This is a genomic window from Methylolobus aquaticus, from assembly GCF_054172105.1.
The window spans coordinates 134,565-147,158 of the sequence record NZ_JBSYXP010000010.1; the positions used below are offsets into that span (position 1 = coordinate 134,565).

The 12,594-nt window shown below is 64.5% G+C and carries 16 protein-coding genes; 15 read left to right on the top strand and 1 reads right to left on the bottom strand.

The window, feature by feature from the left end:
* The first annotated feature begins 8 nt into the window (after positions 1-8).
* The 15 genes from trmD to ald all read left to right on the top strand — a co-directional run bounded on the left by trmD (position 9) and on the right by ald (position 12,082).
* Positions 9-776 carry a tRNA (guanosine(37)-N1)-methyltransferase TrmD gene (trmD, locus tag ACW73L_RS14590; protein WP_498923016.1) on the top strand — a complete coding sequence of 256 codons (768 nt, stop codon included), beginning with the start codon at positions 9-11 and terminating at the stop codon, positions 774-776.
* Positions 773-1,117 (top strand): 50S ribosomal protein L19, encoded by a 345-nt coding sequence (gene rplS, locus ACW73L_RS14595; RefSeq protein ID WP_129884149.1) that lies wholly within the window; start codon positions 773-775, stop codon positions 1,115-1,117. The genes trmD and rplS overlap by 4 nt, the downstream gene beginning before the upstream one ends.
* A 33-nt stretch (positions 1,118-1,150) precedes the next feature.
* The gene (locus ACW73L_RS14600) at positions 1,151-1,693 is read left to right on the top strand and encodes a methylated-DNA--[protein]-cysteine S-methyltransferase (RefSeq protein WP_498923018.1); all 543 of its coding nucleotides are present in this window, start codon (positions 1,151-1,153) and stop codon (positions 1,691-1,693) included.
* Positions 1,686-2,579 (top strand): site-specific tyrosine recombinase XerD, encoded by an 894-nt coding sequence (xerD, locus tag ACW73L_RS14605; RefSeq protein ID WP_129884147.1) that lies wholly within the window; start codon positions 1,686-1,688, stop codon positions 2,577-2,579. The genes ACW73L_RS14600 and xerD overlap by 8 nt, the downstream gene beginning before the upstream one ends.
* Before the next feature lie 29 nt (positions 2,580-2,608).
* Positions 2,609-3,385: an acyl-ACP--UDP-N-acetylglucosamine O-acyltransferase gene (gene lpxA / locus ACW73L_RS14610; protein WP_498923020.1), complete on the top strand. Its 777-nt coding sequence runs from the start codon at positions 2,609-2,611 to the stop codon at positions 3,383-3,385.
* A gap of 26 nt (positions 3,386-3,411) precedes the next feature.
* Positions 3,412-4,347 (top strand): Gfo/Idh/MocA family oxidoreductase, encoded by a 936-nt coding sequence (locus tag ACW73L_RS14615; protein ID WP_498923021.1) that lies wholly within the window; start codon positions 3,412-3,414, stop codon positions 4,345-4,347.
* 25 nt (positions 4,348-4,372) lie between these two features.
* Positions 4,373-5,470 carry a DegT/DnrJ/EryC1/StrS family aminotransferase gene (locus ACW73L_RS14620; RefSeq protein ID WP_498923023.1) on the top strand — a complete coding sequence of 366 codons (1,098 nt, stop codon included), beginning with the start codon at positions 4,373-4,375 and terminating at the stop codon, positions 5,468-5,470.
* Positions 5,471-5,519: 49 nt separating this feature from the next.
* Positions 5,520-6,758, top strand: a complete 1,239-nt coding sequence (gene lpxB / locus ACW73L_RS14625) for a lipid-A-disaccharide synthase (protein WP_498923024.1) — start codon at positions 5,520-5,522, stop codon at positions 6,756-6,758.
* A complete protein-coding gene (locus ACW73L_RS14630; protein ID WP_129884143.1) occupies positions 6,755-7,261 on the top strand; it encodes a GreA/GreB family elongation factor in 507 nt (168 codons plus the stop codon). The genes lpxB and ACW73L_RS14630 overlap by 4 nt, the downstream gene beginning before the upstream one ends.
* A gap of 48 nt (positions 7,262-7,309) precedes the next feature.
* Positions 7,310-8,053, top strand: coding sequence for a M48 family metallopeptidase (locus tag ACW73L_RS14635; protein ID WP_498923025.1), 744 nt, complete (start codon positions 7,310-7,312; stop codon positions 8,051-8,053).
* Positions 8,050-8,553, top strand: a complete 504-nt coding sequence (locus tag ACW73L_RS14640; protein ID WP_498923027.1) for a protein disulfide oxidoreductase — start codon at positions 8,050-8,052, stop codon at positions 8,551-8,553. Before ACW73L_RS14635 ends, ACW73L_RS14640 begins: the two co-directional genes overlap by 4 nt.
* A 16-nt stretch (positions 8,554-8,569) precedes the next feature.
* On the top strand, positions 8,570-9,571 hold the full coding sequence (locus tag ACW73L_RS14645) for an NAD(P)H-quinone oxidoreductase (protein ID WP_498923029.1): 1,002 nt from the start codon (positions 8,570-8,572) through the stop codon (positions 9,569-9,571).
* Positions 9,568-10,266, top strand: coding sequence for a tetratricopeptide repeat protein (locus tag ACW73L_RS14650; RefSeq protein WP_498923030.1), 699 nt, complete (start codon positions 9,568-9,570; stop codon positions 10,264-10,266). Before ACW73L_RS14645 ends, ACW73L_RS14650 begins: the two co-directional genes overlap by 4 nt.
* A 173-nt stretch (positions 10,267-10,439) precedes the next feature.
* Positions 10,440-10,871, top strand: a complete 432-nt coding sequence (locus ACW73L_RS14655; RefSeq protein WP_498923033.1) for a host attachment protein — start codon at positions 10,440-10,442, stop codon at positions 10,869-10,871.
* Positions 10,872-10,972: 101 nt separating this feature from the next.
* The gene (ald, locus tag ACW73L_RS14660) at positions 10,973-12,082 is read left to right on the top strand and encodes an alanine dehydrogenase (protein ID WP_498923034.1); all 1,110 of its coding nucleotides are present in this window, start codon (positions 10,973-10,975) and stop codon (positions 12,080-12,082) included.
* A gap of 37 nt (positions 12,083-12,119) precedes the next feature.
* Here the strand turns inward: ald and ACW73L_RS14665 are convergent, their stop codons facing one another.
* Complete coding sequence (locus ACW73L_RS14665) at positions 12,120-12,425, bottom strand: DUF6763 family protein (RefSeq protein ID WP_129884137.1); 306 nt, start codon at positions 12,423-12,425, stop codon at positions 12,120-12,122.
* Positions 12,426-12,594: the final 169 nt, after the last annotated feature.

Genomic DNA, 12,594 nt, shown 5'->3' on the forward strand with positions numbered 1-12,594 from the left:
GGCCGCCCATGCGCTTCGACATAGTGACCCTGTTTCCGGAGTTGGTGGGCGAAGCGCTGCGCCACGGAGTAACCGGGCGGGCGATCGAACGGGGTATCGTGAGTTGCCGGCTCTGGAACCCGCGGGACTTCACGACGGACCGGCACCGCACCGTCGATGACCGGCCCTACGGCGGCGGACCGGGCATGGTGATGAAGGTCGAGCCCCTGTGCAGGGCGATCCGAGCCGCGCGCGGGGACGCGCCCGAGGCGGCGCGGGTGATACACCTGAGCCCGCAGGGTCGCTTGCTGAATCAGCACGCGGTTCGCCGCTTCGCCGAGTGCGAGAGAATGGTGCTGGTGGCGAGCCGGTACGAGGGGATAGATGAACGCGTCATCGCCCTGGAGATTGACGAGGAATGGTCGATCGGCGATTACGTGCTGAGCGGCGGTGAGTTGCCGGCACTCATTGTGTTCGATGCGGTTACGCGCTTGTTGCCTGGGGTGCTGGGGCACGAGGAATCGACCGTGTACGAGTCGCATACGACCGGGTTGCTGGATCACCCGCATTACACGCGACCGCCCGAGATCGATGGTCTGACGGTGCCCGCGGTCCTGTGCAGCGGCGACCACGCAGCAATCGAGCGCTGGCGAATGAAGCAGGCCCTGGGGCGCACCTGGCTCCGACGCCCGGACCTGTTGGTCGCGGAGCATCTGGACGGGGACCAGCGGCAATTGCTCGAAGAGTTTATGCAGGAATTCGAGAATCGAGAGAGAGGAACACAGCGATGTCAATGAACGTCATTCAGGATCTGGAAGCGTCGTGGTTGGGTGGGCGCACCTTGCCCCATTTCAGCCCGGGCGATACGGTAGTCGTCCAGGTCAAGGTCAAGGAAGGCAACCGTGAGCGGTTGCAGGCTTTCGAAGGGATCGTTATTGCGCGGCGGAACCGGGGCTATCATTCCTCGTTTACGGTGCGCAAGACGTCTCATGGCGAAGGCGTGGAGCGCGTCTTTCAGGCTTTCAGCCCGCAGGTCGAGGAAATCCAGGTCAAGCGTCGCGGCGATGTGCGCCGAGCCAAGCTGTACTACCTGCGCGGTCTGACCGGGAAGGCGGCGCGCATCAAGGAAAAGATCTAAGTCCGCTGCGGGGGCGATGCGCGGAGCGGACGCATGGGTTCCCCATCTGCCTTCCGCGCGAGATCACAGCCTGCCGGCTCACCGCGTGGTGTGCTGCCGGTTCCCTTCGGTACGGTGTTCGTCTACGCCGAACAGCCGGATGCCATCACCGGCATCGAGTTGTCGCTGGAATCCAGCACCGAGGTATCCGATTCCGGTGAGCCGCTGATTGCCGAGGCGCTGGCACAGCTTGAGTCCTATTTCGAGGGCGGATTTACGGCCGTCAACGCAGTCCCCGTTCGCTGCATCGGCACCCCGTTTCAGCGGCGCGTCTGGGATCAGTTGCGCGCAATCACGCCCGGCACCACCCTCAGCTACGGCCAGTTGGCTGCCCGGTTGGGCAGCAGCGCCCGCGCCGTGGCCGGCGCCTGTCGGGCCAATGACTTCCCGATCGTGATCCCGTGTCATCGGGTCGTCAGCGAAAACGGCCTGGGGGGCTACTGCGGTGCCACAGACGGTCCATGGCTCGCCGTGAAACGTTGGCTGCTCCGCCACGAGGCGGGCTCCCTCTCGATCGAAGCCAGACAGCATGGCTGATGACGAGCGGATCATCGCGCGTTTCCAGGACGTTCTGTGGATAGAGGAGGGCTTGAGCGAGAACACTCGCAAGTCCTACGGCAGTGACCTTAGGCTCTTCGCGAACTGGCTGCGGCAGTCGGAGCGGACCCTGCTCGGGGTGAGCACCGCGGACCTGGAGGCGTATCTCGCCCACAAGCACCGCGCCCGGGTCAGCCAGCGCTCCAGCGCACGTCTGGTTTCGACGTTGAAAAAGTTCTACGCCTGTGCGCAGGACCAGCAATGGATGGATGGCGATCCTGCCGCATCGCTGCAGGCCCCTTTCGTTGGTCGGCCCTTGCCCAAGACACTGAGCGAGGCCGATGTAGAGCGCCTGCTGGCCGCTCCCGATGTCGAGCAGACGCTCGGTTTCCGAGACCGGACGATGCTGGAAGTACTGTACGCGACTGGCCTGCGGGTCAGCGAGCTGATCGCACTGCGCGTCGACCAGGTGAATACCCGGCAGGGCGTCGTGCGGGTTACCGGCAAGGGCAGCAAGGAACGCCTCATTCCCTACGGGGAAGTCGCGCAGGAATGGGTCGACGGGTTTCTGGCCGGGGCACGGAGGGACTTGCTCGGCGGTCGGGTCAGTGCTGCACTGTTCGTGACGGCCCGGGCCATGCCGATGACGCGTCAGGCCTTCTGGCATCTGATCAAACGGTATGCTCTACTGGCCGGTATAACGACTGACCTGTCGCCGCACACACTTCGTCACGCCTTCGCCACGCATCTGATCAACCACGGAGCCGATCTGCGCGTCGTGCAAATGCTGCTCGGGCATAGCGATCTTTCCAGTACCCAGATTTACACGCACGTCGCGCAGGAACGTCTCAAGGAACTGCATAGCCGCTGTCACCCGAGGGGCTGACGGTCGGACGCCAACTTCGTAGGAGAGTCATGATTCATCCCACGGCGATCGTTCATCCCGAAGCCAGACTGGGTCAAGATGTGAGCATCGGCCCATTTGCCGTCATCGAAGCCGGGGCAGAGATCGGTGACCGCTGCCAGATCGGGGCACATGCCGTCATTCACTCGCACGTGCGTATGGGAGCGGCCAACACGGTGCATCCGCACGCGGTGCTGGGCGGGCTGCCGCAGGATCTCGGCTTCGATCCGGACCAGATCACTTACGTGGATATCGGCGAGAACAACGTCTTTCGCGAAGGGGTCACGATCAGTCGCGCCACGGCGCCACTGGGCTCCACGCGGATCGGCTCGGGCAACTACCTGATGAACAACACTCATCTGGGCCATGATGGCGAAATGGGTGACCACAATATCCTGGCCAGCGGGGCGACGCTGGGTGGCCATACCCGTGTCGGTGACCGCGTGTTCTTCGGCGGGGGCGTGATGGTGCACCAGTTCTGCCGCGTCGGCAGTTTCGCGATGCTGCAGGGTCTGGCGGGCATCAACAAGGATGTGATTCCCTACACGATGGTCGGTGGCCGTCCGGGCAAGCACTACCGTCTGAACCTGATCGGTCTCAGGCGAGCCGGCATCGACGGCGAACGGCTGCGGGCCATCTCCCGGGCCTATCGCCTGCTGCGGGCGCGCACCGATTTGAGCGAACTGCCCGATACGGAAGAGATCCTGTATTTGAAGGATTGGCTGGGCAGCGGCTCGAAACGCGGTACGCTTGCGTTCTTTGAGTTGCGCGACGCCGGGACCGAGTAAAGGGTGAGACGGACGGGAGCCGCGTAATGGATGAAGTCAGGTGCGCCGTCATCGGCGTGGGTTATCTCGGCCGGTTTCATGCCGAAAAATATGCCGCGTTGCCGGGCTGTCGTCTCGTCGGCGTATGCGACACTGATCCCGATGCGGCGGCCCGGCTCGCGGCCCAACTCGGCGTACGGGCTTTCACGGAGCACCGGCAATTGCTAGGACAGGTCGACGCGGTAAGCGTCGTCGTCCCGACGAGTGTCCACCATGCGGTAGCGCGCGATTTCCTCGACGCCGGAGCCGACGTGCTGGTCGAAAAGCCGATCACCGTGACCGTGGCAGAGGCGGACGAACTGATCGACCTGGCCGAGCGCCGGAGCCGGGTGCTGATGGTCGGCCATCTCGAACGCTTCAATGCGGCGATCCTCGGCCTGAACCTGCGCGACGACAAGCCGCTGTTCATCGAATCCCATCGGCTCGCGCCGTTCAAGCCGCGCGCGAATGATGTCAGCGTGGTGCTGGACTTGATGATCCACGACATCGACATCATCCTGGACGTCGTCGATGCGGAACTCGAACGGATCGATGCCAAAGGCGTGCCGGTGCTAACAGGTGACGTGGACATTGCCAACGCCCGGCTCGTGTTCAGGAATGGCTGCGTCGCGAATGTGACCGCCAGCCGCGTCAGTCTGAAGGTCGAGCGCAAGATGCGCTTGTTCATGCCCAGCGCCTACTACTCGGTCGATTTCCAGAACCGCGTGCTCACCTGCCATCGGAAGGGGGAGGGCGAAATGTTTCCCGGCATTCCGGAAATCCTCAGCGAGGAATCGGTTTTCGAGAACGGGGATGCGCTGCGAACCGAGATCGAGCATTTCGTCGACTGCGTGAAGACGCGCAGCGAGCCGTTGGTGTCCGGGCGAGCCGGGCGGCGCGCACTGGCAACCGCCACCGAGATCACTCGTCTACTCCAAGCCTGAATTACCTGAAGGAGTGTCCCGATTCATGATTCCGATGGTCGACCTGAAAGCCCAGTACGCCAACCTGAAGGAGGAGATCGACCGCGCTCTGCAGGAGGCGCTGGACAGTTGCGCCTTTATCCTCGGCCCTAACGTCCAGGCCTTCGAACACGAGGCGGCGGACTATCTGGGCGTCAAACATGCGATCGGCGTGGCGTCGGGAACGGACGCGCTGCATCTCGCGTTGCGGGCCGCCGGCATCGGGCCGGGCGACGAGGTCATAACCTCTCCCTTCACCTTCATTGCCACGGCTGAGGCGATCCGTTACGTCGGGGCGACTCCGGTTTTCGTCGACATCGACCCGCGCAGCTTCAATCTGCAGCCTTCCGCGGTCGAAGCGGCGTTGACCGAGCGCACGACGGCCGTGATGCCGGTGCACCTGTTCGGCCAGCCGGCTGACCTGCCGGCGATCGGTGCGATATGCGAGCGGCGCGGTCTGAAGATGATCGAGGACTGCGCGCAGTCCTTCGGCGCGACGGTCGATGGGCGACAGACCGGATCGATCGGCCTCAGCGCCGGTTTCAGCTTCTTCCCCAGCAAGAATCTGGGTTGTTACGGCGATGGCGGACTGGTGGCGACGAACTCCGACGCACTGGCGGAGCATGTGCGCGTGCTGCGCAACCATGGCTCGCAGGTCCGTTACTACCATCAGGAGATCGGCTACAACAGCCGCCTGGACGAACTGCAGGCGGCAATACTGCGAGTGAAGCTCCGGCGCATCGAGGAGTACAACTGCAACCGCCGTCGCGTGGCCCACCGCTACTCGGAACTGCTTTCCGATCTGCCGCTCGACACGCCGTTCGAGGACGGGATCGGCCGCCACGTCTACCACCAGTACACGCTGCTCAGCGATCGGCGCGACGCGATCATGCAAGCTCTGCAGGCGGCCGGGATCGCATGCGCGGTGTATTACCCCGTACCGCTGCACCGGCAACAGGCCTTCGCGGCGGACTGCGCCGGGGTGCAACTGCCGGTGGCTGACGACATCGCCCGCCGTTGCCTGTCGCTGCCGATCTATCCCGAACTCGGCGAGTCCGACATCCTCAAGGTCGTGTCCGTGATCACCGACGCCTGCGGTCGCTGATGAGGATGGCGGAGACCGACGGGAGGCTCCGCTCGAGCCTGGGGCCGTGATGCACGCTGTCGAAGGCCCGCTCCACGCCGGCGATACGCCGGGTGACAGCGGCCGTAAGCGACCTCTGGTCATGCTGGTCGCCGGCGAGGCCTCGGGCGACCGGCACGCGGCCGACTCCTTTCGTGAATTGCACCGCTTGATTCCCGACGTCCGCGGCATCGGCATGGGCGGCCCGGCGATGCGGGACGCCGGAGTCGAGATCGTGCAGGATTCGGCTGGTATGGCCGTCATCGGCGTCGTCGAAGTGATCCGTCATTATCGGCACATTCGTCGGGTACTGAAGAAGATGCAGACCCTGGTCTGCGAGCGGCGGCCGGATCTGCTGATCTGCGTCGATTACAAGGAATTTAACTTTCATCTGGCGCGCGCCGCGAAAGCCTGCGGGGTCCGGGTCCTGTTTTACGTCGGCCCGCAGTTCTGGGCCTGGCGCCCCGGGCGCGTCAAGACCTATGGTCAGGCCGTCAGCCATATGGCCGTGATCTTCCCTTTCGAAGTGCCCCATTACCAGGCCGCCGGTGTGCCGGTGACCTACGTCGGTCATCCGCTGGCCGGCAAGGTGGCGCCCCGCATGACGCGGGCCTGGGCGTTGACGCGTTTCGGGTTTGGGAAGGGTGGACCGATCGTCGGCCTGCTTCCCGGCAGCCGGGCGAATGAAATCCGGCGGCTGCTGCCGGTGATGCTGGAAAGCGCGCGGCGGCTCGCCGAGCGCGTCCCCGGCGTCCGTTTCGTGTTGGCCGAGGCCCCTTCGGTGGAGTCCTCGCTGATCGAATCGGCCCTCGCCCAGCACGGCCTGCCGCTGCACCGGGTCCCCGGCCTGGACTACGACTTGCTGCAATGCTGTGACGCCGTCGTGACCTCCTCAGGCACGGCGACGCTGGAACTGGCCCTGCTGAAACTGCCCATGGTCATCATCTACCGGCTCTCGCCGCTGACCTACTGGCTGGGGCGGTTGCTCGTGAAGATTCCGTTCATCGGTCTGCCCAACATTCTTGCCGGGCATTCGGTCGTGCGGGAGTTCATCCAGCATGACGCGAATCCCGAGAACATCGTCGCGGAGATCGAACATATCCTCAACGACGCAAACTATGCCGCCTCGATGCGCGCCGCGCTGTCCGAGGTTGCGGGCATACTCGGTGCCGGCGGCGGGTCGGCCAACCTGGCGCGGCTCGCTGCGGAATTGTTGAGCGGGGGCGGCGGTCCAAGCAGCGGGAAATCTTCGATAGAGGACATGCGATGAGCCGAGCCTTCGTCAAGGAAGAGGATGATAGCGATCGGGCGGAGCAGTTGCCCGACCGTCCACAGAGTCCACACACCAATTATGTGACGGCGGCTGGGCTGCGGCATCTCCAGGCCCGCGTGGCAGAGTTGACCGAACGACGTGCGGAACTGTCCAGACAGGAGAGCCTCCAGAGCCGGCAGGATCTGGGCGTCGTCGAAAGGGATCTGCGCTTTTTTGAGGAGCGCCTGCAACGCGCGGTGCTGGTCGGTCCACGGACGGTATCGGATGGTCGCGTACGGTTTGGCGATACCGTGACCGTTTGCGATGCGGGTGGTCGGGAGCAGCGCTTCACTATCGTCGGTGAGGACGAGGCGGATGTGCAACGCGGACGCATCAGCTGGGTGTCCCCGCTGGCGACGGCACTGTTGCACGCGGAGTTGGGCGACAGCGTCGTGTGGAAGCGGCCGGCCGGGGATGAGGAACTGGAAATCCTCGCGATCGACGAGGGGGCCGAGTCATGAACCGTGTGACCGTTGCCCGCTCTGCGGGGACTGTGGGCCGGGGGGCGAATGGCTAGCGAGCCCCTGCTCGCCGGGTTGGCCTTCCCGCTGCATGTGCGCCGGAGCTCCCGTGCCAAGCGTCTGCGCCTGATCGTGCGGGCGGGCGGAGTAGAGTGCGTGCTGCCGGCCCGCTGCCCGGAGCGCGTCGCGCGGGAGTTCATCCGACAGCATCATGACTGGCTGCTCCGAAAGTACCGGGAGGCCATAGCCCACGTGACGGCGCAGTCCTTCTGGCAGGAGGCGAGCGCACCCGGGGAACTCAGTTTTCCGCTGCAGGCGGTGGCAACACCCTTCTTGCGACAGGACGCGGCGTCAAGTCGGGCCTGTGTGAGTTATGACGGCGAGGCGCTCCGGCTCACCGGTTTGCCCTTCCCCATTCGGGCGGCCCAGATCGAAGTGCTCACATTTTCCTGGGCACGGGGATGGCTCGCTCAGCGCGCCGAAGCATTGCTGCGGGCACACGCTGAGCGCATGGGTGTTCGTCCGCGCCAACTGCGCATCAAACGGATGCGGACGCGCTGGGGTAGTTGTGGTGCATTGAACGACATCAATCTGAACTGGCTGCTCATCGCGGTGCCGCCCGCGGTGCTGGAGTACGTCGTAGTCCACGAACTTTGCCATATCCGACACCGCAATCATTCCTCGGACTTCTGGGCCATGGTTAACGAACATTTCCGCGACTGGCTAAAGGCCCGCCAGTGGCTCAAGGCCGAAGGCGGACGACTGCTGCACCGCTTTGGCGTGGTTCGATGACGCCCGGCCGCAAGTCGGGCTGGTGGTTCTGGCCCTTGCTGATCGTTGTTTTCTTCGCGGCGCAGGGCTGGAAAGATAGAACCTTGATCGAGGGGCAGGCGCCCCCGCTGACCAGCCGCTCCCTCGACGGGACCGCATTCGAGTGGGGCGATCCGTACCGGGCGGGCCGGCCGGCTGTGCTTTATTTCTGGGCGAGTTGGTGCCCCATCTGCCGCGCGATGCAAGGGAACATCCAGGCGATCGCACGCGATTACCCGGTCGTCAGCGTGGCGCTGCAGTCGGGAACCGACCAGGAGCTGCGCGATTACATCCGCAAGCAGTCCTTCACGGTGCCGGTTCATGCCGACCCGGATGGTGCCATCGCCGCGCGCTACGGGCTAAAGGGCGTTCCGGCGGTCTTCATCGTGGACACGCATGGCGCGATTCGCCATGCCGTGAGCGGCTACGCAACGGAATGGGGCCTGCGTCTGCGGTTGTGGTTGACAGGTCTGCCCTCCTGAACGGAGCACACGCCCTATGACGGTAACGACCATGCGGGTCATCGAGATCACCGAGCCGGGCGGTGCCGAGGTGCTGCGGCCTGCGGAACGTCCGCTGCCGGTGCCCCGCTCCGGTGAGGTCCTGATCCGTGTGCAGGCGGCGGGTGTCAACCGTCCCGACATCCTGCAGCGGCGCGGATTGTATCCACCGCCGCCCGGGGCATCCGACATACCGGGACTGGAAGTCGCCGGTGAGGTTGCTGCGCTCGGCCCGGAGGCGGGCGGTTGGTCCATCGGCGAACGGGTCTGCGCGCTGGTCACGGGCGGCGGTTACGCCGAGTATTGCACCGCTGCCTCCGCGCTGTGTCTGCCCATACCCGATGGCGTCACCGTAACAGAGGCGGCTTCGCTACCTGAGGCCTTGTTCACGGCGTGGAACAACGTCTTCGACCGGGGAGGCCTGCAACGCGGGGAGCACTTCCTGGTGCATGGCGGCACCAGCGGCATCGGCGTCGCGGCAATTCAGTTGGCCCGGGCTGCCGGCGCTGTGGTGTACGCAACGGCCGGAAGCCCCGAGAAGTGCCGCGCCTGCGTCGCACTCGGCGCACAGGCCATCAATTACCGCGAAGAGGATTTCGTCGCGCGGGTCGATGCGCTAACGGGTGGGCGGGGTGTCGATGTCCTGTTAGACATGGTCGGGGGCGACTATCTGCCGAGGAATCTCGCGTGTCTGGCCGAAGGCGGGCGCTTGGTCCAGATCGCCGTCCAGCATGGCGCGAAAGCCGAGCTGGACCTGTTCAAGCTCATGGTGAAACGGCTTTCCGTCACCGGGTCCACGTTGCGGCCGCGCCCGGTTGCCGAAAAGGCGCGTATCGCCGTGTCGCTGGCCGGCACTGTGTGGCCCTGGCTGGTTTCCGGCAGCGTGCGGCCGGTGGTCGATCGTGTTCTGCCGCTCGCGCAGGCGGTCGAGGCGCATCGTGTCATGGAAGCAGGCCAGCATGTCGGTAAGCTGGTGCTGCAGGTGGTGGAGACGATATGACGATGCAGTGGCGCGCGGCGCTGTATCTCTCGCTGTGTTGCGGCGTGGCCATGACCACCCTTGCGGCGGACCTCGATGCGGGACTGGACGCGGTTCGGCGCAAGGACTACGAGGCCGCCTTCGCTGAGTTTCGTCCGTTGGCCGAGCAGGGCGAGGCGGATGCACAGGTGAATCTCGGCAACTTGTTCATGCGCGGCTGGGGGGTCAAACAGGACTATGCCACGGCCTTCGACTGGTATCAGAAGGCCGCTAACCAGAACCATCCGATCGCCCAAGGCAAGCTCGGCATGCTGCACTACTATGGACTGGGCACCGTCCAGGACAGCGAGGCAGCGGCGAAATGGTTTCGCCTGGCAGCCGATCACGGTGTCAGCGCAGCGCAGTCGGTGCTCGGCAATCTGTACGCTCAGGGCGATGGCGTGACCAAGGATCTGGTGCAGGCCTTTTTTTGGTTGACGCTGGCCTTCGAATTCGGTGATCAGGACGCGCTCCGCGTGCGTGGAGAGATCGCTCCTCAGATGACGCCCGGAGAAATCGGCGAGGCCCTCGGGAAGGTGGACGAATGGAACCGTGACCGCGGTATACCGGATCCGGGCAGCGCGCCGGAGCCGGCCGCAGCGGCTGCCGAGCCGCCTACCGAGGCCCCGGCGACACGTTCCAAGGCCGCAGCGCAGGCCGTCAGGAAGCGTCACTGATGGTCCTTGCAGCCGCGGCCGGCGGCGGGCCTCTCGTTGCGTTGGATTCCGTGGGTTTGGCGTGACGGTGCTAGAGGAAGGCGCCGGCAGGGAGCGACTGCACGGAGTCCACGTCGGGCGCGTTGAGGCATAATACCGGTCGAAACGACAAGCAAGAGCGTACGGAGACTACGATGGAAAAGACATGGGTTGTTGCCGCCGAGAGCAGCCGCGCGAGAGTGTTTGTTTCGGAAAACCGGGTCAGTCCACTGATCGAACTTGAGGACTTCGCCCACACTGATAGTCGAGCTAAAGACCAGGAAATCGTTTCGGACAAGCCCGGAAGGGGGTTCGACGGTGTCGTGGAAGGGCGCCACGGCTTCGAGAAGCAATCGGATGCGAAGCATCACGAGGCCTTGGTGTTCGCCAAAAGGTTGGCGGAGCGCATCGAACAGGGGCGTGCCCGCGGCGAATTCGAGGCGCTCGTCCTCATCGCGGCGCCGGAGTTTCTGGGTATGTTGCGTCACGAACTCAGCGCTCCGACGGCGCGTATGGTCGTAAAGACGATCGACAAGAATCTGGTGCAAAAGCCCGAAGCCGACATTCGAGGCTACGTGTTCACGTGAGATCCAGCTGAACGCGGGGTGCGTGGAGCGGTCCGCGTGACCGCCCTCGCTGTCCCGCGGATCTGTTTCCTGTCGAGTGTAAGTCCGGAGGGGCCCCTGTCATGAAGATCGGAGTACCCAAGGAGGTCAAGGACCAGGAATATCGCGTCGCGCTGACTCCGGACGGAGCCGCAGCCCTGGTCGCTGCCGGTCATTCCGTCTTGATCGAGCACTCGGCCGGCGCGGGGTCCGGTTTCGACGACGCGGCTTATGTGGCGGCCGGTGCCGAACTCGGGACTGCCGACGAGGCCTGGGCCACCCCTTTGGTACTGAAGGTCAAGGAACCGCTCGCAAGCGAGTACCGCTTCCTCGGAACGCAGACCGTATTCACGTTCTTTCACTTGGCCGGCGTGGACCCGGCATTGACTGAGGCCCTGCTGCGTGCGGGCACCACGGCCGCAGCCTATGAGACATTGGAAGATGCGGCCGGTCGCCTGCCCCTGCTGGCGCCGATGAGCGCCATTGCCGGCAACATGGCGTCGCAGATGGGAGCCTATTACCTGGCCCGCTTCAATGGCGGGCGTGGCACGCAACTGGGCAACGTCATGGGGCGCTCCTACGGCGAAGTCTTGATCGTGGGCGACGGGGTTGTCGGTTCTCACGCGGCCCGCACGGCGATCGGCCTGGGAGCAGAAATCACGGTCGTGGGCCTCGATCCGCTCCGCGGCACGGAACTGACCAAGGAACTGGGCGACCGTCTGCATTACCGGATATACGACCCAACGCTGCTTGCCGCCATGGTCCGCACGGCTGATCTTCTGATCGGGGCGATTCTTCACAAGGGGGCCCGGGCAGACTCCGTGGTCAGCGAAAGTATGGTCAGGTCGATGCCGCGCGGTTCCGTCATCGTCGACGTCAGCATCGACCAGGGCGGTTGTATAGAAACCTCGCGGCCCACGTCGCATTCGGACCCCGTCTATGTCCGGCACGGGGTCATCCACTATTGCGTCACGAACATGCCGGGGGCGTACCCAAGGACGTCCACGCTGGCCTTGACGCATGCAACCTTGCCCTACGTGTTGCGTCTGGCTGGGGAAGGCACCTGCGCGTTCCGGGACGACGCTGGCTTCGCCAAGGCGGTCAATGCCTGTGGCGGATACGTGACCTGCCGCGCCGCCGCCGAATCACTCGGGATGAGCGATCGTTACCGACCGCTGGAGACCCTGATCTGACGCGGCTGTGGCGTCGGGAACTGCCTACCCGCGAACATCAGCGCTCGTCCTCTGCGTCTAGGAGATCGTCGAGGTTGAAGTCGCGGTTGCGGTGACTGTCGGGGTCGCTGTAGCCCATGTCGTCGAGTTCGAGATCATCGAACGGGCCACTCCAGTCTTCCGGTGCTTCGATCGGGGAAAAGCCGGATTCGGCCCATGAGGCGAAATCGTATTCGCCCAGATCGCCGTTGAAATACTGAATCTCGATCGAGTCTGCGGCTTTGTCCACGGCAATGACTCTGAAGCTGCGGCCGGTAGCAGAATCCTGGTACCAGTTTTCGAGCTGAGCGGATGAGGCAACCATGGTAACGAGTCCTCCAGCGCGAGCACGCGGCAGGATGGGAAGTGGGCCGCGTAGGTGTTGCCGAAAAGCAGTCTGCTCCGGGCTCACCGCAGCGGTGGATGTCGAACGGCGGGAGTTGCCATACGACTCGGCTGGCTGCGCGCCCGGGGCGTCAGAATAGCATGAACTC